This is a genomic window from Streptomyces broussonetiae, from assembly GCF_009796285.1.
In the GTDB taxonomy this organism is placed as follows: Bacteria; Actinomycetota; Actinomycetes; order Streptomycetales; family Streptomycetaceae; genus Streptomyces; species Streptomyces broussonetiae.
On record NZ_CP047020.1, the window covers coordinates 3,458,515 to 3,479,449 of the forward strand.

At 68.7% G+C, this 20,935-nt stretch carries 19 protein-coding genes and 2 CRISPR repeat arrays; of the genes, 13 read left to right on the top strand and 6 right to left on the bottom strand.

Annotated features, from left to right (window positions below):
- The first annotated feature begins 28 nt into the window (after nt 1-28).
- From GQF42_RS16030 to GQF42_RS16060, 7 genes are all read left to right on the top strand, one after another.
- Nucleotides 29-418, top strand: coding sequence for a hypothetical protein (locus GQF42_RS16030; protein WP_158920452.1), 390 nt, complete (start codon nt 29-31; stop codon nt 416-418).
- Entirely contained in the window at nt 415-951 is a 537-nt protein-coding gene (locus GQF42_RS16035; protein WP_158920454.1) for a hypothetical protein, read from the top strand. The genes GQF42_RS16030 and GQF42_RS16035 overlap by 4 nt, the downstream gene beginning before the upstream one ends.
- Nucleotides 951-1,607 carry a hypothetical protein gene (locus tag GQF42_RS16040; RefSeq protein ID WP_158920456.1) on the top strand — a complete coding sequence of 219 codons (657 nt, stop codon included), beginning with the start codon at nt 951-953 and terminating at the stop codon, nt 1,605-1,607. The genes GQF42_RS16035 and GQF42_RS16040 overlap by 1 nt, the downstream gene beginning before the upstream one ends.
- Before the next feature lie 118 nt (nt 1,608-1,725).
- Nucleotides 1,726-2,250, top strand: coding sequence for a hypothetical protein (locus GQF42_RS16045; protein ID WP_158920458.1), 525 nt, complete (start codon nt 1,726-1,728; stop codon nt 2,248-2,250).
- 45 nt (nt 2,251-2,295) lie between these two features.
- Nucleotides 2,296-2,802, top strand: coding sequence for a hypothetical protein (locus GQF42_RS16050; protein WP_158920460.1), 507 nt, complete (start codon nt 2,296-2,298; stop codon nt 2,800-2,802).
- A 991-nt stretch (nt 2,803-3,793) separates the two neighbouring features.
- Nucleotides 3,794-4,282, top strand: a complete 489-nt coding sequence (locus GQF42_RS44940) for an HIRAN domain-containing protein (RefSeq protein WP_199272698.1) — start codon at nt 3,794-3,796, stop codon at nt 4,280-4,282.
- Between the two features lie 209 nt (nt 4,283-4,491).
- Nucleotides 4,492-4,905 (top strand): hypothetical protein, encoded by a 414-nt coding sequence (locus tag GQF42_RS16060; RefSeq protein ID WP_158920462.1) that lies wholly within the window; start codon nt 4,492-4,494, stop codon nt 4,903-4,905.
- Nucleotides 4,906-4,973: 68 nt separating this feature from the next.
- Here GQF42_RS16060 and istB read toward each other — a convergent pair whose 3' ends face one another.
- From istB to cas3, 4 genes are all read right to left on the bottom strand, one after another.
- Nucleotides 4,974-5,747: an IS21-like element helper ATPase IstB gene (istB, locus tag GQF42_RS16065; RefSeq protein ID WP_158916748.1), complete on the bottom strand. Its 774-nt coding sequence runs from the start codon at nt 5,745-5,747 to the stop codon at nt 4,974-4,976.
- Complete coding sequence (istA, locus tag GQF42_RS16070; protein ID WP_158916751.1) at nt 5,744-7,165, bottom strand: IS21 family transposase; 1,422 nt, start codon at nt 7,163-7,165, stop codon at nt 5,744-5,746. The genes istB and istA overlap by 4 nt, the downstream gene beginning before the upstream one ends.
- A 66-nt stretch (nt 7,166-7,231) precedes the next feature.
- Nucleotides 7,232-8,248 (bottom strand): tyrosine-type recombinase/integrase, encoded by a 1,017-nt coding sequence (locus GQF42_RS44945; RefSeq protein ID WP_199273059.1) that lies wholly within the window; start codon nt 8,246-8,248, stop codon nt 7,232-7,234.
- A gap of 361 nt (nt 8,249-8,609) precedes the next feature.
- A CRISPR array of direct repeats spans nt 8,610-8,937; the repeat unit is 24 nt; unit sequence CGGGCTACCCCCTCGTGTGAGGGG.
- A 920-nt stretch (nt 8,938-9,857) separates the two neighbouring features.
- Complete coding sequence (gene cas3 / locus GQF42_RS16080) at nt 9,858-12,557, bottom strand: CRISPR-associated helicase Cas3' (RefSeq protein ID WP_158920463.1); 2,700 nt, start codon at nt 12,555-12,557, stop codon at nt 9,858-9,860.
- 436 nt (nt 12,558-12,993) lie between these two features.
- Here cas3 and casA point away from each other — a divergent pair, with 436 nt between their 5' ends.
- The 6 genes from casA (at nt 12,994) to GQF42_RS16110 (ending at nt 19,490) form a co-directional block, all read left to right on the top strand.
- On the top strand, nt 12,994-14,577 hold the full coding sequence (casA, locus tag GQF42_RS16085) for a type I-E CRISPR-associated protein Cse1/CasA (protein WP_158920464.1): 1,584 nt from the start codon (nt 12,994-12,996) through the stop codon (nt 14,575-14,577).
- 20 nt (nt 14,578-14,597) lie between these two features.
- Nucleotides 14,598-14,992: direct repeats of the CRISPR family, unit length 29 nt; unit sequence CTCCGCCCCTCACGCGAGGGGGTAGCCCG.
- Between the two features lie 215 nt (nt 14,993-15,207).
- Nucleotides 15,208-15,792 carry a type I-E CRISPR-associated protein Cse2/CasB gene (gene casB / locus GQF42_RS16090; protein WP_158920466.1) on the top strand — a complete coding sequence of 195 codons (585 nt, stop codon included), beginning with the start codon at nt 15,208-15,210 and terminating at the stop codon, nt 15,790-15,792.
- A 4-nt stretch (nt 15,793-15,796) separates the two neighbouring features.
- Nucleotides 15,797-16,948, top strand: coding sequence for a type I-E CRISPR-associated protein Cas7/Cse4/CasC (gene cas7e / locus GQF42_RS16095; RefSeq protein ID WP_158920468.1), 1,152 nt, complete (start codon nt 15,797-15,799; stop codon nt 16,946-16,948).
- Nucleotides 16,945-17,706, top strand: coding sequence for a type I-E CRISPR-associated protein Cas5/CasD (gene cas5e / locus GQF42_RS16100; RefSeq protein WP_158920470.1), 762 nt, complete (start codon nt 16,945-16,947; stop codon nt 17,704-17,706). The genes cas7e and cas5e overlap by 4 nt, the downstream gene beginning before the upstream one ends.
- Nucleotides 17,707-17,762: 56 nt before the next feature.
- Nucleotides 17,763-18,440, top strand: coding sequence for a type I-E CRISPR-associated protein Cas6/Cse3/CasE (gene cas6e, locus GQF42_RS16105; RefSeq protein ID WP_158920472.1), 678 nt, complete (start codon nt 17,763-17,765; stop codon nt 18,438-18,440).
- Between the two features lie 798 nt (nt 18,441-19,238).
- Nucleotides 19,239-19,490: an HNH endonuclease gene (locus tag GQF42_RS16110; RefSeq protein WP_158920474.1), complete on the top strand. Its 252-nt coding sequence runs from the start codon at nt 19,239-19,241 to the stop codon at nt 19,488-19,490.
- A 62-nt stretch (nt 19,491-19,552) separates the two neighbouring features.
- Here the strand turns inward: GQF42_RS16110 and GQF42_RS16115 are convergent, their stop codons facing one another.
- The gene (locus GQF42_RS16115) at nt 19,553-20,023 is read right to left on the bottom strand and encodes a DUF4429 domain-containing protein (protein ID WP_158920476.1); all 471 of its coding nucleotides are present in this window, start codon (nt 20,021-20,023) and stop codon (nt 19,553-19,555) included.
- Between the two features lie 135 nt (nt 20,024-20,158).
- Complete coding sequence (locus tag GQF42_RS16120; RefSeq protein WP_158920478.1) at nt 20,159-20,911, bottom strand: GntR family transcriptional regulator; 753 nt, start codon at nt 20,909-20,911, stop codon at nt 20,159-20,161.
- Between the last annotated feature and the right edge of the window lie 24 nt (nt 20,912-20,935).

Sequence of the window (20,935 nt, forward strand, 5' to 3'; positions counted from 1 at the left end):
ACGCGCGCCCACCCGCCCGGAGAGCGTCATGACCGACATTCCTCCTCCGCCGGATCAGCCGCCGTACGGCTGGGCCGATCCCGAGACCCACGTCCATGTCCACTTCACCCCCGAGCAGCCGCAGAAGAGCCGCTGGGACTTCTCCTGGATCCAGCCCGCCAAGACCCTCGGCGCCATCGCGTGCGCCTGGGTCCCGGCCAACATCTGGGCCGCCACCCTGAACGACGTCCACCGCGAGCAGGCAGCGTCCGGCGCCTGGGTGATGGGCGGCTTCGCCCTGACCGTCACCGTGATCCGCTTCGTCCAGTACCGAGGCTTCTTCAACCGCTTCTGCGTCTGGGCTGCCGTGCTGGGCATGGTCCTCGTCCTGCCCGTCTTCACGGCCGTCGTGGACGTCATGACGGGAGGCGGCCGGTGAACACCGTCACGAGCGCCACGGTCTCGCTGGGGGCCGTCACGATCGGGCTGAGCATCATGGCCTGGCACATGACCTGCTGGTGGAAGGGTGACTCCAAGGCAGGTCCGTCCGGAGGCGGAGGAGGCGGACGGGACCCGAAGGTTCTGATCCCGTTCCTGAGCAGTGTGGCCCTGGGGATGCTCTGCATCGTCGCCGCTGGAGGTCTGCTGGGCACGGCCGCGACGATGCTCCTGGGCCTCGGCAACACCCTTGGCGACTGGTCCCTGACGGCCGTCACGGGCACCGCGACGCCAGGCGTCACGAGGAGCGGCCACACCGCGCTGACCCCGGGCGGCAGTGCGGCCCTGGTGATGTACATCGTGGGCCTCGCGGCCATCTGGAAGTCCAGCGGGAAGGTCTTCCATGGCAAGGTGACGAGCGGCGTCACGTGCGGCATCATGCTCGGGCTCTCGGCGGGCTGCTCGGGCATCGCCGCCACGGCCGTGGTGACCGTCTTCAACGCCGTCGGCGACAAGGTCACGGGGGTCATGTGATGCGGGCCTTCGTGGACCGCGTGTACCGGGGAAACGGCCTCGTGGCCCTCGGGATGGCCCGGGGGACCGTGGCGTGGTTCAAGGAGGGCAAGGGACCTTTCGACTTCCTGATCCGCCTCGTGTTCCTCCTGGGCGGCCTGGCGATCGTCTGGGGTTTCATCCGGACCGCCCCTGTGCTGATGTTCCCGCTCACCGTCTGGTGGGTCATCGCCGCCTTCCGGAAGGGCAAGCACGAGGAGGCCGAGGAGGTGTTCCCCCAGAAGACCTCGGAGCCGGCCGCCGAGCAGGACGACTCCCCGGAAGTCCTCGCGACCCTGCGGGAGTCCGCCGCTCCCCACGTCCATCTCGCCGTCGTTGCCGAGAAGCTGGGCACCGACACCGCCCACGTGCGGGAAGTCCTCACCCGGGCCGGGGTGCCCATCAGCGATGTGCGGATGAAGGGCCGGGGCGTGAGCACGGGCGTGAAGGGGTCCGACGTCCCCTCTCCCAGCCCCTCCCCCGGGGCCTCTGAATCTGTTGTTGGCCCTGGTCAGCCCGACAACAACACCGAGCTGACCGCCACCCGCTTCCCGAGCGGGGTCCAGATCATCTCGGTTCCCGACCCCCAGAACCCGGTCCGGACCCACGTCAAGGTCATCGAGCCCGTCGAGAGCTGAGGAGGTGTCCATGGAGTACTGCGCCGAATGCGGCTGGTGGACCAAGCCCGGCTGCGGCCACTGAGGAGTTGGCAGAATCAGTCCCATCAACGCCCGGCTGCCGGGCAGGATGAGCGCCGTGCAGACGGAGACGCTGGTGGGGCTGATCGGTTTCGGTGGCGCTGTGGTGGGTGCCGGGGGCGCACTGCTGGGCGGGTGGCTCCAGCAGCACTATCAGGACAAGGCCGCGAAAGAACTTCGTCGGGACGAACGCAGGTACGCGACCGGCCAGACAGCGCTTGAGATGCTCATACGCTTCCGCCACGCCAGCATGAAGCGGACCGAGGATGCCGACAGCGACCTCGCGTTCAGCGAGGCGCTTGTCGAGTTCGTTACGACCTTTGATGCCGCCCTCTATGTGGTGCCCGGCGGCGACGAAATGCGTAGGCGAGTCTTGGGCACCATCGGCCTCGCTGCGGCCTACATGGAGCCCCGTCGCCCGAACAGCGAGGACAAGAGCTGGATCGACACCTGTTGCAAGGAGGCCATCGGCGTTCTCTCCGCTTTCCTGCGAGAGGAGCCGCTCCCAGAGCCCTCCCAGCGATTCCTGGAGCAACACGAGCTCATGAGGGCTCGCAGCAGGGCCCAAGTCGACCCGTCATGACGCCCGCCAGTGCGGCAGCTTGTGAGCCACCGAGAGGACGACCTTGTGCAGGCTGAGCTGTTGGCGGGCCTGTTCGGCCTCGGCGGAACATTGGTCGGTGCAGCGGTCTCCACGGGGGCCGTCGTGTGGCAGCAGCGGAAGACGGCTCACGAGGCCGAACGAGCACACCTGCTGGGCCTTGCCGAGGCGGCGGCCAATGAGGTCATCCGACTGAGCTACGAGCTCCAGGACCACTTCGCCGGGGACGTAGAGGTGGACCCCTTCAGCAGCGAGTACTGGACCTGGACCGGCCGCTTGGGCGAGTTGAATCGCCTCCTAGAACAGCAGGCCCTCAGGTTCGCGGACCCCGAGGTCCGGCACTTCCTGGAGCGGATTCACACCAAGATAGACCATGATCCGGTGAGGCTCCGCGAAGGCGAGGAGGGGATACCCGTCCCTCTGTACCAGTTTTTGTGTGCGGACCTTCGGACCGTCATGGGCACCGTGCTTCGGCGGCAACCGTTTCCCCTGGATCTGTGGACCAACTACCCGGACGCCTCACCTTCGCCATGACATCCGTCAGCCGAGTGCTTGCAATCTGAATCAAGCTCACCGCATGCTTTCTGCGACTAATACTCCAGCAGGATTCGCTGTCTGACCTGCGGATTTGGCTGGACCGGTGGAGTCTAGCGGGTCACGGGCCTTGACGAGGCCCTCGCGGCCGGCAGCGCTTCAGGGAGCGCGTCGCGGACCTGCTGAGATTTTACCGAAGAGTGGAGCAAAGTCCCTCGGTCGATAGGACCATTCATCACACTTTGCACTAGTTCGAACCTATTTTCGACTCTGGAATAGCAGGAGCCAAGTCCCCCAGAAGTCACAAAAACATCGGCAACGTTTGACTTGATTAGCAGGCAGGGAGGACCGCTCCTCACGAGAGCCGAGTATGGGTCGGGAAAGCTCGGCAGGGCGCGGGCCCTTCACGGCCAGGGAGCCCTGAGGGCTCCCGTCCGCGCTGGGCGCCAAGCGTTCAGTCGCCCCTGGCACCCTCCGGGGGGTGCCTGCGACGGACGGTACCGGGTGGACCCCGAGCGACGGCGCTCAGCTCCCGATCGAAGTGGCGCCGGGAGGAGCGGCACCCGGGAGATACGCTCTATGGTTTCACGGTTACCGTCGAACACATGACCGATACAGGGGTCCTCGCCGTCGGGCTGGGCCAGTGAGGACGGTCCCGAATGCCCACGCAACCCCGACGTCCCGCCCACCAGCCGAAGGAGTCGCGGGTTCCCCTCGGTGGGTCCATGGTCCATGCCCGTCCTGATGCCCCGCGCGGACACCTGTCCGGCCTTCCTCCGATTGCCCGGACGTCCCATCACCTCCAAACCCCGTGGAGCCGTCCCCCGCTGGGAGCGGTGAGCCAGGTCAAGATGTCGCGTTCCTCGCCGAGGAGGACCCGGCCTCCGTGTGCCCGCAGTAGGTTGGCCGACTATCGGGGAGAGGGGATTCCATGGACGCGCGGGCCACAGAGAGCTTCTACGTTCCGTCCGACGGGCCCAAGGACCGGTTCGTGCCTCCTCCGGGTAGGATGCCCCGGCTGCACCTGATCGAGTACCAAGGGGACCTCCGCCTCTGCGAGGACGTGACGGGCCTCTTGGTGGGACCGACGGACCGACGCCTCCACCTGGCGGGCATTTACGCCACGAACGTCCGTGGTGAGCGGTACTACGCGAAGGCGGCCCGGGAGGCCGACCTCCGGCCCGGTCGGCTGGTGCGTCTTGTCCCCGAGCCCGACAACCCGCACGACCCCAACGCCCTCGCGGTCTACCCCGAGCAGGGACCTGGCCCGGTCGGATACGTGAACAAGGCGAAGGCCCGCTCGTGGTCGAAGGTCCTGGCCGAGGGAGTCCGGCTCCGAACCATCACTCTCCGAGGGACCGGTCCGGGGAGACCTTGCGATGCAGTCGCGGTGCTCGCGGCTGATCCGAAGGTCATCGACCACCTGCTTTCCCCACGGCCCATCGGGCTCCCCACCCCGGTGTTCCTGCGGAGCCGCTGACCTCGGCCTCTCGAGCTGGTACCTCACGCGCGCGAGGGTGCTGGTCGGCACTGCACGCGGTCGGATCAGGACCCGTGCGGTAACGGTCGAATCGCAAGCGCCGCAGGCGAACCGTCTTGCCGGTGATAGGGATCGTTGAATTTCGCAGATCCTCATCACCGGCTCGGTCTCGCTACTCTGGCGCCCCTGTCGAGGTGGAAGGGGAGGCCGTGAGGCGAGGGACATCGGAGTACGAGGCGGCCCAGGAGGCCATGGCGGAGATCCTGCTGGAGCGGGCCCGTAGTGGGGACTGGCCGATCCAGTACGGGAAGCTGAGCAAGCTCCTGGAGGAACAGGGCCACAACGTCCCGGCACACAGCGTGGAGATGGATCATCTCTTGGCCGACGTCTCCCACCAGGAGAGCCCGGACGGCACGAAGGCGATGCTCTCCGCCATGGTGGTGCTCAAGGAGAAGCAGGAGCCCGGCGCGGGGTTCTATCGCCTGGCCCGGGACGAGTTCGGCCGCAAGGGCGACAACGTAACCATCTGGGGCGAGGAGATGAAGCTTCTGGCCCATGACTACAGGCAGTGTCGGTGTACGAGCTCATGTGCAGAGCGAAGTACACCCTCACGTGCAGAGTGACGTACGAAGTTGTGGCCGGGGCGAGGGCGTCAGCCCTCGCCCCGGCCGTGTGGGGTGAAGCGGCAGGTTCAGGCGGTCGCTGCGTCGCCGCCGTCGATGGCGAACAGCTTGTTCTTCAGCCGGTAGCTGTTGCCGTTGATGGAGACGACCTCGCAGTGGTGCAGGAGACGGTCGAGGATGGCGGTGGCGAGGACCTCGTCTCCGAACACCTGTCCCCACTCTCCGAAGGTCTTGTTCGAGGTGAGGATGATCGAGCCCTTCTCGTATCGCTTCGAGATCAGCTGGAAGACGAGGTTGGCCTCGTCCCGGTCGAGTGGGAGATAGCCCACCTCGTCGACCACGAGAACGTCGGGCCGCTGATACTGCCGCATCCTGGCGGGCAGCCGGCCGATCCGGTCGGCCTCTTTGAGCTGCCGGACCATGTCGTCGAGGCTGGTGAAGTAGATGGTGAACCCGGCCCGGCAAGCCGCGACGGCCAGCCCCACCGCGATGTGGGTCTTTCCGACCCCGGGCGGTCCCAGCAGGGCGACGTTGGTCCTGGTTTCGACGAAGGCCAAGGTGGCCAGGTCGCGGATCTTGCGGGGGTCGAGTTCCGGCTGGAACGAGAAGTCGTAGTCCTCAAGCGTCTTGTGGTGCGGCAGCCGGGACAGCCGCAGGCCGGTGTGGAAGCGGCGGTCGTCCCGGACGGCCAGTTCTTCGGACAGGGCCAGGTCGAGGAAGTCGAGGTAGCCCATCTTGCCGGCGTCCGCGCGCTGGATCAGGTGGTCGAGACTGGCCGCCGTGTGGGGCAGGCCGAGCTTGGCGGCGGTGGATCGCAGTCGGGCGGTGACCAGTTCGCTCACGCGGTGTCCTTCGAGTCCGAAACGATGCGGGGACGGGGCTTGGGACCGGTGCCGGCGATGTCGTCGTAGAACGACAACGGACGTTTGCCGACAGGAACTTGGGCAGCTGGTGACTGTTTGATCAGTTCTTGGAGTGGGCTGTCCGACGCGGTCGCCGTCCCGGACCGGCGAGCCGGTTCGGTGACGTGTGTGGTGGTGCGGCGGCCGGATCCGTCGGGCAGGCCGTTCCAGTGGGCGTCGTCGACGACCCAGGCGCCGCGGGTGTGCGACCGGGGATGAACGGCCAGCAGGGTCGCCCCTGTCAGGTCCGGGGCCAGCAGGTGCAGGGAGATGCTGTCGCCGCCGGCACGGACCTCGACCAGCTGTCGGGGGCGGACGCGACGGGCGGGCACCGAGTAGAGGCTGGCCTCGAACGCGACCAGGCAGTCCTTGCCGACGTGCCGCAGGTGTCGGTCGGTGACCAGGTAAGGCCGGGACGGAAGCGGTCGCAGGGCGGCATGGTCGCGTTCGGCCCGCAGACCGATCACTTCATGGTGCGTGCGATGGGTTCGGGCCCGCCGCAGCGGCACCCAGTCGACGAAGGCGGCATCCATCTGCACCACCGAGTCGAACGACCGGCCCGCCAGCACGTGATCACGGACGATGGTCACCTGCCGCTCGACCCGGCCCTTTCCGGTGGGCCGATAGGCGGCCAGCACATCGATGTCGAAGTTGTAGTGCCCGGCGAACGCGACGGCTTCCGGATGCAGCGGGACCGCTTCGCCTGGGGCGACGTGTCGGCGCACGACGGTCTTGGTCCGGTCGTAGACGATCACCTTGGGGACCCCTCCGAAGTGGGCAAATGCCCGACGGTGGCAGTCCCAGAACGTCGCCAGGTCCATCGACGTGGTGAAGCAGCAAAACGGGTCCCGTGAGTAGGACAGGACCATGTGGAAGGAGTACACCTTCTTGATCCCGACGTGCGTGAGGACGCCGCCCTCGTCGCCCCAGTCGACCTGGGCCTGGGCGCCGGGGATCACCTCGAACCGGCGGTGCAGGCCATCGAGTTCGTCCGGGCCGATGCCCAGCTCGGCCATCACCTGCGGCCGAGCCTGCTGCAGATAGATCTTCACTCGCTGGTAGTTGCCGGTGAACCCATACTGGGCGACGAGCCGTTCGTGGATCACCGTGCCCTTCAGCGTGATGTCGGCCCGCAGCCAGGCGTCGATGACCGGTTTGAACGGCTCGATCACCTGCGGATTGCAGCCCTTGCGGGGCGGCCCTTTCGGCGGCACCACCGGCGGTGGCGCCTCGACATACTTCTTGACAGTCCGCCAGTTCAGCCCGGTCTCCCGGGCGATGGCGGAGATGCTCATCCCTGCTTCATGCAGGGCGCGAAACCGGCGCAGATCCATCCAACGCTCCGAGTGCAGGATCATCGAGACGGGACACCCTTCGCCTCCTCTCACCTCGCGCGATGGCTGTCCCGCACCCGAAGGCCCTACTCACGACACGCGTACGACACGCCCAAGATCAACCCGATCGAGTGTGTACGTGAGCTCGTACCTACCTCTGCACATCAACATGTACGCGGACAGGCAGCGCTGAAGGCGTTCACCGATCAGCCCCGGCGAGCCGTGGATTCCAGAGCCGGCCCAGTTGGCCAACCCAGGTGACAGGGCCGCCCTGCTACCGATTGGAGCATCGGAGCTGCTCAGCGGCTGCGCCAACGCCTCGGGAGGGGCAGTTGCCCGGTCACGTAGAGGGCTCGGCACTTCACGCAGACCGGCAGCCGGGGAGGGGCCGGGTCCTGTGTGGTCTCCCGGGGGAGCTGAAGGGACTCGGTCGCGGGCTCTCCGCAGAACTCGCAGTCTTGCGTGGGGGCCTGGGCGGTCTCGGTCATACCCGGCATGGTCCCATGGGCTCACAGACCGGACACGGGGTTCTCGGTCCACCGGTCGGCGGCCTCCAAGTAGCCCAGCAGGGCGTTGGAGCCGTCGGCCCAACCGCCAATGTCGGCCGAGCCTCACCAGATCGTGTCCGGCCCTCCGGGCAGCCGTGGCAAACCCCCGCCGGAGGCTGTGGCCCCTCCACCGTCCGGTGAGCCCGGCAGCGGCTGCCGCCCTCTCCACGACGTCGGCAGCGGCCTCGGCCGTCACCCGGCCCGACGGGTCCCCGATCGGCTTGCCCTCGCGAACCAGCGGCGGAGCGATACGGCCGTGCCGGTCGATCCGGACGAACAGCGGGCCCTGAGTGGGCCCCACGGTTGCCATGGCCTCCCGGACGGCCCTGAAGGTCCGCACCGGGCACGTAACCGAGCTGCTGCCGTAGGGGAGGGCGGTCTCGGTGAACTGCAACTTCCGCCGGTAGATCCTGGCCTCGATGCCCTCCTCGGTCTCCACCAGATCCTCCAGGTCCAGCGTCACCAGCTCCGAGACGCGGGCGGCAGCCGCGTATCCGAGCACGAGGAGGGCGGCGTCCCGCTTCCCGATGAGCGTGGAGCGGTCCAGGGTATCGAGCATTCCGCGCAGGGCCGACGGGATGGCAGGGCTGGCCTTCTTGGGCAGCGCGGCCGGGTCCTTGGCCAGGGCGAGCCGCTCCCGGTAGCCGCTGAGCACCTTCCTTGCCCCCTTGGTCTCCGGCGGGGGCACATCCGCGGCGCGGTGAGCGGTCTGGATGGCCACGAGGGCCCGCTCGATCGAGGAGGGGGAGGACGGCCGGCCAGTGCGGGGTCTGGGGATGAGCGTCAGGGCAGTGCAGTACTCGACCAGTGTCTCGGGGGTTGCAGGCAGTGGAGAGAAGCCGCGGCGCGCGCACCACTCAGTGAACTGCTTCCAGTCGGCCGCGTAGCGGGCCTACGATCAGAAGATTGCCGAAGGCGTCCGGGCTACCCCCTCGTGTGAGGGGGACGGGTCCGGCAAGTCGGCCGCCGCGCGCGAGCACGGGCTACCCCCTCGTGTGAGGGGCGGACGCCTACGACTCCGACAACTACAGCGCGGTCTGCGGGCTATCCCCTCGTGTGAGGGACGGACACCGGCAGCAGTGACGTGGGCTGCCCGACCATCGGGCTACCCCCTCGTGTGAGGGGCGGACATCTCTCAGGCGCCGGCCGCGTACCAGTGCGGAGGGCTACCCCCTCGCGTGAGGGGCGGACGACTTGATCGCGTCGGTGAACGTCGCCTGCGGCGGGCTACCCCCTCGTGTGAGGAGCGGACCCGTACTGCGCCACGATCGCGTCCTGGATGGACGGGCTACCCCCCTCGTGTGAGGGGCGGACGGCAGCGGGAAGAGCGCCGCGGCCCGCGAGCACGGGCTACCCCCTCGTGTGAGGGGCGGACGGGCCAACGATCAGAGGGTTGCCGAAAGCGTCCGGGCTACCCCCTCGTGTGAGGGGCGGACTCGTCGGACTCGAACCGCTGGGCGGCATACGCCGGGCTACCCCCTCGTGTGGCAGAGATTGCGAATGGCAGGGCGACACCGCCGCTGCGGCTACCCCCCCGTGTGAGGGGCGGACAGCGCGTGCGCCACGAGCAGAAGGTGGCTGAGTGGGCTACCCCCTCGTGTGAGGGGCGGACCGTCTACAAGTCGATGCTATCCAGCCAGAAGTCGGGCTACCCCCTCGCGTGAGGGGCGGACAGCGAATACCCGAGTGTCGGAGCCTGGGTCAACGGGCTACCCCCTCGTGTGAGGGGCGGACGGGTTCACCCGGACCCGGGCCCAGCAGATCATCGGGCTACCCCCTCGCGTGAGGGGCGGACTCCTCCTCCGCGATGCGCGCGGCCTTGCCGAACGGGCTACCCCCTCGTGTGAGGGCGGACGAGGACGTGCCCCATGAGCACGCGATCCCGGACGGGCTACCCCCTCGTGTGAGAGGCGGACCACAAGGGACACGCAGTTGAATGGCGCGTCAGCCGGGCTACCCCCTCGTGTGAGGGGCGGACATGAGGGTGCGGTGCCGCTTGCGGGCCTGGGCCGGGCTACCCCCTCGTGTGAGGGGCGGACTTGACTTTGCCGTGCGCGACGGCGGTGATCAACGGGCTACCCCCTCGTGTGACGGGCGGACACTTTCTGAACCTGCTGTGTTTGGCCGCCTTTGCGATTCTTTTATCAAAGAGCAGGGGGTTCGGATGGTCAGTCTCTGACGATGCCGTCGATTGGGTGGAGGTGGATGGTGCGGCCGTCGGTGGCGGTCCAGGGTATCGGGCCGGTGGGGTCGTGGCTGTGGGGGAGCAGTACGAGGTCGCGCAGGCCGGGCAGATCGGCCCAGGTGGTGGGGATGTTGGTGTCGGGCCCGCGTCCGTTCATCCAGTGGGCCTGGAGGTTGACGACGTTGCGCATGAGTGTGCGGGTCTGGGCGCGGGTGGGGTGGGCGGGGAGCGGCGTCCGGCGGGTGGGGTGGAGGTGGATGGTGCCGTCGGCGTGCTGGTAGACGGGCAGGACGGTGGCGGTGTCGGCGCCGAGGCGGGTGGAGACGAGGTCGGGGTCGAGGGTGGAGGTGAGGGGGTGGAGGTCGTTGGTGCGGTGGGGCGGGGGGATGGCTGCGGTGTCGGCGATGGCGGCTGCTGCTGCGTCAATGGCGATGCGGCGGGCGTCGTCTGTCTGCATCTGTCCGGGCTGCCATGCGGCCTCATACACGGTTTCGATCAAGCTCTGGACGTCTCGGGGGATGTTGATCGGTGCGGTGAGCGTGGCGAGGGCGTCGGCGGTGCGGCGCAGGAGGGATACGTCGTAGACCTCGCCCCAGGTGCGAGGCGGGAGTTGTCCTTGAGGGGTGAGGACGACCACGCGGGGGGTGGGGGTCCAGGTGGGCCGGTCGGTGCGCGGGTGGCGTTGGCATCGGCCGGCGCGCTGGAGGAGGAGGGACATGGGGGCGAGGTCGGTGATGACGAGGTCGAAGTCGAGGTCGAGGGACTGCTCGACGACCTGGGTGGCGACCAGGACCAGCGGTCGGCTGGGGCGGCGACCCTTGGGGCCGGTCCATTGCTCGACGCGGCGGGTCATGGTGGTGCGGCGCCGATGGGTGGTGCGGGCGTGGAGGATGTGCACCATGGGGTCGGCGGGGGTTGTCCACTGCCGGGCGAGCATGCGGCGCGTTTTCTGAGCCTCGGCGACGGTGGTACACACCACCAGCGCACAGCCGGTCCCGGAGGCTGCCAGGGGGGCGAGGGCGTCGAGGATTGCCGCCGCCCAGCCGCCTTGGACGGCAGGGTCGTGGGTGGGGGTAACGATGCGGTGGTCGACCGTCAGGTCCCGCTCCCGTGTCGACGGCACGGGGCCGAACGCGGTGGTCTTGCCGCTGGTTGCGCTGAGGTGGAGCCATCCCGGGTATTGCGGGGCGACGGCGACCTGATCCGTGTGGCCGGCGCCCCTGCGGTAGGCGGTGAGGAGTTCGGTAGCGACACGGCCGGTAAGGGTCGCAGACAGCAGCACCACCGGTGCGCCGATATGGCCGAGCCATTCCAGGAGACGCTGCGTCAGGTGGTGGCCGTGCGCGTCGTAGGCGTGGGCTTCGTCGATGATGACGGTCTTCCCGGAAAGGCCCAGCCACCGCATCTGGTTCCAGCGCACCGGCAGGGCTGCCATGACGCCCTGGTCCCAGGTGCCGACCGCACTGCCCGCGAGCAGGCCCTTGTGGCGACCGCGCAGCCATTCCTGCGCCGTGGTGGATACGCGCTCGTCCGCGATGACCCTGTCGCGGTCCGAGTCGTACTCGGCGTTCAACCAGGCCATGGAGTGCAGCAGCGTCACGGCTATGTCGTCTGACGCTTGCCGGGCTGTGAAGTCGTCCACGCGGCACCACATCGCCTCGGTGGTCGCCATCGTGGGAAGCAGCACGGCGAGCCCAGGTGTGCCGGCCGCATCCCCAAGGACCCTCGCGGCGTAGAGCGCGGTCTCGGTCTTGCCATCACCGGTCGGCGCGGTCACCAGCACCAGCCCGGGACCGTCCACCAGCCACGGAAGCCGGTCGGCGACATCCCGCTGGAGCGGATAGGGCTCCTTGATGTGGGGGAACATGTCGCGGAAGCTCGACGCGGGACGCCAGCGCGGGGCGGCCAGTTGCGCCCGCGTGACCACGGCCTGGGCCTCAGCGCGGACCCGGGCGGTGTGGGCACCCAGATCCCCACCCCATCCGTCCAGGCGGCGTTGCACGTCCGGTGTGTTGGACGCGAGCCAGTCCGCGAGGATCACCAGGCCGGTGACCACCACGGCGGCACCCGCAGGGGCCGGGCTCTTTGGCGCGGCCGGACGCCCGACGGCATCCCACACAGCCAGGACGTGCGCGCTGCGCTGCGCCATCCACCCGCAGCCGGCACCGAGCACAGCCGCCCCCCGCAGTGGGTCGAGCATCTCGCGCTGAGACAGCGCCCGGCCATACAGACCATGGTGCCCGCCCACGATTTGCGCGATTTGCTGCGCTGCCGTGGCCTGCGGCCGTCCACTCGTGGAGTATCCGAGCTCGGCCAGCAGTTGAGGCAGCAGCAGATGCGAGGCCCGGTCGTGGAGGATCGCGTCCTCGTGCATCCAGCCTGCCGGGCGCTCGAACCCAGATTCATTCAGCAAGCCCCCGCTCGCATCCGCAACCTGCCCTTGGAAACCCGGGCAGCACTTTCCCATGTCGTGCAGACCCGCCCACAGCATCACCAGCTGCCGAGCCTGGTCCCGCTGCACGCCCCACCCGGCGGCGATCAACGTCCGCTGCCTGCCGACCAGATACCGGTCCCACAGCTCACCAGCAATCACCGCCGTATCCACCAGGTGACACGCCAGCGGATACGGGCCCGTCAGACCCCGGCGCTTACCCCACACGCGGGGATCGACACGGTCCGACACGGCATGACCTCCATCGGTGGCGAAGGGAGAAGCCCCCGCGTGCGCGGGAATCGTTACGCGGGGGAGGGCTAATCCCATGTGAAAGGCGGGCGTTGGGACGGCGCACCCACCGCCACGCTGCCCTCGGGCGAGACCCCCACGTGTGTGGGGCTGAGTGTCAGTGCCCGGTGATATGACCGATGAGCCACGGGCGACCCCCGCGGTGCGGGGCAGTCCCAACCATAGCTCGGGGCTGCGGCCGAAGCCCTGCCTGGGACAGCGGACGAACGCTAACACTCCAGCTGAACTGGGGACTTGTGCATCATCCGATTAGCCACTTAGATATGCCCACGCCACGTCGCTGACATAGCGCCAGAAGCAGCACTAAACGGCGCATCTACACATGCCAATTGCCCGCGTACCTACCGGGCACCCCCGTACGAGAGGAGCGACAGCCATGCCCGACGACCGCTGGTACGACCTCGCCGAGCGCCCGTGGGTGCCCGTCCGCTTCCGCGCCAGCCTCACCCCTGACGAGACCGCCGAACTCGCCGCACTCGCACCCGGAACCACCCCCGGCCAGGCCGCCCGGCACGGCCTACGGACAGTCCTGACAGCAGCTCACCTCATCGAATCCCTGGAGTGCCCCAACCCCGCCGCCGAGTCCGCGCTCACCCGCGTCCTGATAGCCCTCGCCGCCCGCGTCACCGGCCTCGACCGTGAAATCTCCGACGATGGCACGCCATGGGCCGAGCACCGCTGGAGCATCCTGGAGACCGGCCGGTTCACCCCCGCCGCGATCACCACCTACCTGGATACGCACCACGACCGGCTGTACCTGTACCACCCCGACACGCCCTGGATGCAGGACCCACGCCTGCGCGCCGAGTGCACCGGCAGCAGCGGAATCGGCCGACTATCCATGACCCTCCCGTCCGGCAACAACCACCTCTGGTGGCCCCTCCCCAAGGACGGCTCCGGGAGCCCACTGCCGGCCGAAGACGCCGCCCTCGACCTCCTCGTGTGGCGGTACTACGGACCCTCGGGCATGGCCGCCAACCGCCAACACGGCACCATGCCCAAAGCGACCAAGACCACAGTCGCCGGGCCCATGCGCTGCACCATCTCCTGGTTCCCCGCCGGGCAGTCCCTCTTTGAATCCCTGACCATCTCCATCCCCGCCCCCGACACCTGGCCCACCACCCCCGGCCCTGACCTCGCCCCCTGGGAAACCCCAGAACTCCCCAACCCCCTCCTGCCCAAAGCACCCACCGGACCCGTTTCCCTCCTCACCGCCCGACACGCCCACGCCGTGCTCCTGCAACCCGACACCGACGACACCCACGCCACCGACTCGTGGGTCACCTGGGCCTGGCAAGGCGACATCCCCAACGCTCTAGACCCCTACCTCATCCACCGCGACCAAGGCGGCCCCGTGCGCGCCAACAGCAGCCGCGCAGCATGGCGCGACCTTGACGCCCTCCTCCTCAAAACCCGCCCCGGCGTCACATCCACCGCCAGCAGACCGCCGGTCCTCAACGCCATCAACGACCTCCCCATGGACGTCGCCGACCGGCTGCGCCTTCGCTCCTACGGCATCCACCAGGACAAGCAGGACACCAACACAGCCTGGACCCAATCGGTCACCCCGCCGGTCCTCGGCCACCTGGAAGAACGTGACCCCGACGGCGCCGCCGCCATCAGCGCAGCCCGCGCCCAAGCCGAAGCAGTCGCCTCCGGACTGGGACGCGCCCTCCGCCAAGCATGGGCCTCCTACGCCTCCGGCAGCAGCACCTGCCCCTGGACCGAGACCGCCACAACCGAGTACTGGACCGAATCCGAGGCCGAGTTCTGGGCCGTCGTCACCGCCGCAGGCGCCGACCGCCCCCGACCCCGATTCCAGGCCATCGCCACCACCATCTACGACCGCACCACCGCCGAGGCTAGTCACACCGCCCGCGGCATGAGCGCCATCGAAACTGCCCGCGCCACCATGCTCCGCCCACCCAGAAAAACTGCAAAGAAAACGAAAGCCCCCTGAAAACGCCCAGGTCACGAAGCCTCCGCCCCTCACACGAGGGGGTAGCCCGGTCGGCGGCCCGCGCAACGCTGCGATCATCGGCTCCGCCCCTCACACGAGGGGGTAGCCCGCAGCCCGACGAGAAATCGGCCCAGGGACGCATCTCCGCCCCTCACGCGAGGGGGTAGCCCGCTGAACGTTCAGCAGGCCGAACTCGCGGTCAACTCCGCCCCTCACGCGAGGGGGTAGCCCGGTGGACAACGTCGTTGTTTTCTCCGACTGGGCCTCCGCCCCTCGCACGAGGGGGTAGCCCGAACCTGGGCGAGTGCCCCGTCAAGCAGGGAATCTCTGCCCCTCACGCGAGGGGGTAGCCCGACGAAACTTCAGGGCCTGGTTGTGCATAACGCCTCCGCCCCTCACGCGAGGGGGTAGCCCGCCGTCCGCCGTCTGGAGGACGACTTCGGGCATTCCGCCCCTCACGCGAGGGGGGTAGCCCGCAGTACAAGTTCACCCCGCCGCGGGTGGGCGGCTCCGCCCCTCACACGAGGGGTTACCCGAGGCAGCCCGCCGTTCGTGGCAGGCGCTGCGCAACGTAGCCCCGTCCGCTCACCAACGTGGGAGCCCTGTCCCCTGCCTAACTATGGAGAATCGATGCCCAGTGAGTCCCCGCCTGCCCAGGTTGATGGTCTGGAGCCGTTCCGTTCCTACATGTCCCACGTGGCTGAGCGGTGCGGTTCGCCGCAGGGCCGCGCGGCGATTCGATCCGCGCTGGTGGATCTCGACCGGCCATACCGGGCCTACGAGCACTTGCTGTCCCGAATCCCCGTGACGGCGTCCCGGGAGAGCGAGAGAGCGTACATCCTGACCGCCGCGATGTACGCGCAGCAGGCCCCGAACCCGCGCCTCGGCGCTGCGGCTACTCCTGCCGAGCCCCAGACGGATCCAGACGACCGCTGGCGCAACCTCGGATGGTCACTCGCGCGGGCGGTCAGCGCCCAGGTGCTGCGGAAGGAGACCGCGCAGGACCGTCTCGCGCTACTGGCCCGCCAGGACTTCGACGGCCTGGTCCGCGACCTGCCGGCCCTGATCGCCCACCTGCGCAGTGCGAATGTGCCGATCACCTGGCCGGTGCTGCTGCGGGACCTGACGCGCTGGGACCGCTGGCCCACCGACACCGCCCGTTCCTGGATGCGCGCCTACTACCAACACACTGACGACACCACCGAGGGGAACTAAACTAATGGGCAACCGCCTGTACTTGGACTTGCACGTCCTGCATTCCTACCCGCTGTCGAACCTGAACCGCGACGATCTCAACAGCCCGAAGACGGCGATCTACGGGGGCGAGCAGCGCGGCCGAGTTTCGTCCCAGTCCGGCAAGAGGCACGTCCGCGCCGCCGTCGAGCAGCGGCTGGGCGAGTACGCGATCCGGACTCGGCGTCTGCCGGAGACCATCGCCGCCGAGCTCACCGCGAATGGCTGGGACGCGGAGGCCGCCGCGCGTGCCGGCCGGATGCTGGCCCTGGCCGCCGGAGTCGACGGCGTCAAGGTCGAGAGCGAGACGAACGACACCAACTCCATGTTCTTGCTCCCCCGCGCTGGGATCTCCGAGTTGGCTGCTCTCGCGGTCGAGCACCGCGCCCTGATCGAGGCCGCCACCGACGCCAAGAAGGAGAAGACCGAGCAGGAGAAGCTGACCAAGGCCGCTTCCAAGAGCGTCCTGGCGGTCCTGCGGGGCCGGACCGCGTCCATCGCCGCGTTCGGCCGGATGCTCGCCAACGAGCCCGGCTCCACCGTGGACGGCGCGATCCAGGTCGCCCACCAAATCACCACCCACGCCACCGCCGTCCAGGCCGACTTCTTCACGGCGGTGGACGACATTACCCACGGCCAGCAGGACGAATCCGGCAGCGCCCACATGGGCACCGCCCTGCTCACCTCTGGCACCTACTACCGGTACGCGTCCGTCAACCTCCCCGAGCTGGCTGCGAACCTCGGTAACGACGAGGAGAGTGCCCGCAGGGTCGCGGTCGAGTTCACCCAGGCGTTCGCCGTCACCATCCCCTCGGCCAAGAAGAACAGCACGGCGCCGTTCACACCGCCGTCCCTGGTATGCGCGGTCCTGCGCACCGACCAGCCCGTCAACCTCGGGTCCGCGTTTGAGGCGCCCGTCCGCGCCGAGCGCGGCTCCGGGTACGTCGTCCCGTCCATCACCCGCCTGGACGAGCACACCGGCGCCGTCCGACGGTTCTACGGCACCGATGGGGAGTTGATGTCCGCACACGTCGATCTGACCGGCACCAAACCCCAGCACCTCGGCGAGCCGGTCGAGGGCCTCGCCGCGCTCCTGACCACCATCGAGGACGCTGTCACCAAGGCGAGCACCGCGTGAACGGGCTCCTACTCCACCTGTCCGCCCCGATGCAGGCCTGGGGTGCCGACTCCCAGTTCGGCACGCGTCTCACCCACCCCCATCCCACCCGCTCCGGCCTCACCGGCCTCCTCGCCTGCACCCTCGGGCGCACACGAGGAGAACCCCTTCACGACCTCGCCGCGCTCTCCTACACCATCCGCGTGGACCGGCCCGGCCAGCGGCTGCGGGACTACCACACCGTAGGCGGCGGCTATCCCCGGGAACGCACAGTGATCACCGCCGACGGTAAGCGCAGGAACGACGCCACCAGCACCCTCGTCAGCCACCGCTGGTACATCGCCGACGCGGCGTTCACCGCGGCCGTCACCGGCCCCGCCGACACCATCGAAACCGTCGCACACGCCCTGCGCCACCCGGTCTGGCAGCCCTACCTCGGCCGGCGCTCCTGCCCCCCAGACAGTCCCCTGCTCATCGCCGCCGTGAACGACCCCGTGGCCGCACTGGACCTGATGCCCTTGCACCGCGGACCCGACCACGGCCGCGCCACCGTCAACGTGACGTTCCTCCACGACCACGCCCCCGAGTCCGGGCTGCCACCCACCGCGGAGCTCCGCGACAACCCCAACCCCGGCGGCAGCAGGGCATTCGCGACCCGACCCCAGTGGCAGACCACCCGGCCGATGCCGGCCGATCTCTGTGCCGGATACGGCACGGCCTGGCTCGCACGCCTCACCGCCTGGCGCGACACTCTCACCGGCCCCGTCACGGCCGCCTGACACACCACCACCGCCCCACACACCGGGGGGCCGCCCTTCCCACGACGGAGACCAGCATGGCCACCGAGACCCGCACCCTTCACCTCACCCGCCTACATCTCGGCCCCCGCTCCCGCACCGCCCACCGCGACCTCCGCGACGCCCACCTCATGCACCGCCGGATTATGTCCCTGTACCCGGACCAGATGAGCGACGGCACCCGCGCCCGCGCCGAACTGGGGGTGCTGTACCGGATCGAGCGGGACCGCCACGCCACCACCGTCCTCATTCAATCCCCCCTCGCCCCCGACACCGCCGCCCTCCCTGCCGACTACCTCGCCACTCCCCCGCAGAGCCGCACCCTCGGTCCCCTTCTGGACTGGCTCACCGACGGCGCCACCGTCCGCTACCGCATCGACGCCACACCCACCCGTGCCATCGCCACCCAGGACCGCCGCCCCGACGGCAAGCGCAAGCCCGGCAAAAGGACGCCGCTCTTCGGAGCCGACGCTGTCGCCTGGTGGGACCGGCAGGCGCACACCGCCGGACTCGACCCACAACTCATCCTCGACACCCCCCAGACCCCGGCTACCGGCAACCGCGATGGCCACCGCGTCCGCCACAGCCTCACCCGATTCGAGGGCATCGCGACCATTACCGACACCACCGCCCTCCGCGCCGCCCTGACCACCGGAATCGGGCGCGGCCGTGCGTATGGTGCAGGTCTCCTCTCCCTCGCCCCCATTACGGGGTAAAGAAAGAACAAAGCCCCGACACCGATGCAGCTCAGGGCCGCCCCTCAGGCGAGGGGGTAGCCCGAAATGGCCGGTCTTGGCTTCCATGGGGAGGACGTCCGCCCCTCGGGCGAGGGGGTAGCCCGCCGGACGGGGTCTACGTCCTGCATTGGCTGGAGTCCGCCCCTCACGCGAGGGGGTAGCCCGCCGGGGACGTTGACGGCGAGCAGGCCGACCAGATCCGCCCCTCAGGCGAGGGGGTAGCCCGTCGTTGTCCGCGAACACGACATCAACCGGGTAGTCAGCCCCTCACGCGAGGGGGTGGCCCGTCAGCAGCAGATTTGCGGCATCTTTCGATCATGTCCGCCCCTCACATGAGGGGGTAACCCGAAGCACCCGCTGGCGCGTCTGGCACGCCGCTCGTCCGCCCCTCACGCGAGGGGGTAGCCCGTCGGCGATGCGGTGGCCGAGGGCGACACGGCGGTCCGCCCCTCACGCGAGGAGGTAGCCCGAAGGTGTCCATCACCGACGCCGTCTCCAAGGCGTCCGCCCCTCACACGAGGGGGTAGCGCGCTCCGGCTGAAGCGGGGCGGTCCGCTGATCCTGTCCGCCCCTCACGCGAGGGGGTAGCCCGCGGCTCAGGCCCGACATGGCCGCCGAGCGCAAGTCCGCCCCTCACACGAGAGGGCAGCCCGGGGATCCTGGAGCGCGTACGTGTGCGGCAAGAAGTCCGTACCTCGGCTGTGGACACCGGCCTACGTCGCCCGGTCGGAACGCTTGAAGCGTGAATCCAGCTCCGCAGGCAGCTACGCAGCTCGCATGCGCAAGCTCGGCCTTGAGGGAGAAATCGAGCGGCTGGACCCGCAGGAGATCTACGAGCGCGACGCATGGGTGTGCCAGATCTGCCGGTCGCCTGTGGACCGCCGCCGGGTATGGCCCGACATGTGGTCACCCACACTGGATCACAAGATCCCGCTCACCGCAGGCGGTGAGCACACGAGAGAGAACGTTCAGTTGAGTCACTGGCTCTGCAACCTCCACAAGGGTGACCGCTTCCTGATCGAGTCATGACTCCGCGCTGCGCCCCCGGTCTCCCTCGTGGAGGCCGGGGGCGCTCTTCTGCGTTCTGGGCCCTACCGGCCGCCGAGGAGACGCGCCTTCTGCTGCTCGAACTCGGCCTGAGTGAGGATGCCCTGCTGTAGCAACTGCCCGAGTTTGGTCAGCTCGTCGGCGACGGACGGGGCTGCCGCGGTGGGCTGCTGCGGTGCGTGCTGCTGGGCGATGGCGGCGTCGAGGGCCTTACGGAGTTCCTCGAACGCAGGCATCTGCTTCTTCGTGAACAGCACCGAGTTCTCGTCGCCCCTGGCGCTTTGCGTCTGGCTGCCGAACTGGGACCGCCTCTCGACGCCACCATTGACCCCGAACTGGATGAAGCCCTCGACAATGGCTCCGGCCGGCTTCCACTGGATGCTGGCGATCTGGCTGATGTGAAGGCGCTTCTCGCCCTTACCGACGATGGAGCGGGCCAGGAAACCCTTGCGGGTGATAGTCACGTACTGGCCGTCGAACTGAATCTGTCCGCCCTTGCCCTGGACCTCGATCACGTGGCGTTCTCTTCTCACGATGCTGCTGTTGGAGGCGCCATCGTGGCAGCTCAAACCCTTGATGTGGAGAGCTTGAGGCCAACATGTAGCAAAAATGTGTCCAGTACATGCATCGATGATCTTCGGCGTTCGAGGTCAGGTCAGCGGGATGTCGAACTCCACCACGGTGGTGTCCCCGCGCCTGACGATCGGTGAGGCGACCTCCACGACCCTGCCGTCGTGGGCGATGTGACGCCTCACGTACCTGAGCACGGGCACACCTGAGCCGATCTTCAAGGTCTTGGCCTCGCGCTCTGTCGGCATGCCGCAGGTGAAGGACTCCTTGATCAGGGTGACCCGAATCCTCAGGGTGGCCAGCTGGGCCACGGTGCCGCCCGGCCAGGGCTCGTGGATCGGGTCCGCCACCGGGGTCCCCTCTACGTCGCTCCAGCGCACGTACGAGGTGCTCATCTGGTGGGGCTGGTCGTTGTCGAAGAAGACGAAGTGGCGGGCCAACAGCGGCTCCCCCACCTCGCATTCGAAGAGGGACGCGAGCTCCGGCGTGGCCCCCACCCGCTCGAACTTCTTGTCCAGGCGGTACTCGCTCCAGCCGATCTGCTGGTCCCGGGTGAACGGCGTCGAGGGCACGCCCAACTTGTTGCGGTACCGGTCGGAGGTCAGCCGGTGGATCGGGGGCCTCTCCCGAACCCGGGTACCGGCACGGGCCCTTGTCTCGATCAACCCCTCGTTGCGCAGGAGCGCGAGGGCGTTGCGGATCGTCGTCTCCGAAACCTCGTACGTCTCGGCAAGTGCCGGGAGCGTCGGGATCTGATCACCGATCCGGTACTCGCCGGAGGTGATGCGGTTCCGCAGGTCGGCAGCGATGCGTAGGTACCCCGGCCGTTCCATGCCCCACCACCGTTTCGAGTGATC

Bases quoted from the DNA above. Each gene is read 5' to 3' on its own strand.
- istA (WP_158916751.1), bottom strand. From the start codon at position 7,165: ATGATCCTGCACTCGGAGCGTTGGATGGATCTGCGCCGGTTTCGCGCC.
- casA (WP_158920464.1), top strand. From the start codon at position 12,994: ATGCCCGACGACCGCTGGTACGACCTCGCCGAGCGCCCGTGGGTGCCC.
- casB (WP_158920466.1), top strand. From the start codon at position 15,208: ATGCCCAGTGAGTCCCCGCCTGCCCAGGTTGATGGTCTGGAGCCGTTC.
- GQF42_RS16030 (WP_158920452.1), top strand. From the start codon at position 29: ATGACCGACATTCCTCCTCCGCCGGATCAGCCGCCGTACGGCTGGGCC.
- GQF42_RS16120 (WP_158920478.1), bottom strand. From the start codon at position 20,911: ATGGAACGGCCGGGGTACCTACGCATCGCTGCCGACCTGCGGAACCGC.
- cas6e (WP_158920472.1), top strand. From the start codon at position 17,763: ATGGCCACCGAGACCCGCACCCTTCACCTCACCCGCCTACATCTCGGC.
- GQF42_RS16110 (WP_158920474.1), top strand. From the start codon at position 19,239: ATGCGCAAGCTCGGCCTTGAGGGAGAAATCGAGCGGCTGGACCCGCAG.
- GQF42_RS44945 (WP_199273059.1), bottom strand. From the start codon at position 8,248: ATGCTCGATACCCTGGACCGCTCCACGCTCATCGGGAAGCGGGACGCC.
- cas7e (WP_158920468.1), top strand. From the start codon at position 15,797: ATGGGCAACCGCCTGTACTTGGACTTGCACGTCCTGCATTCCTACCCG.
- GQF42_RS16040 (WP_158920456.1), top strand. From the start codon at position 951: ATGCGGGCCTTCGTGGACCGCGTGTACCGGGGAAACGGCCTCGTGGCC.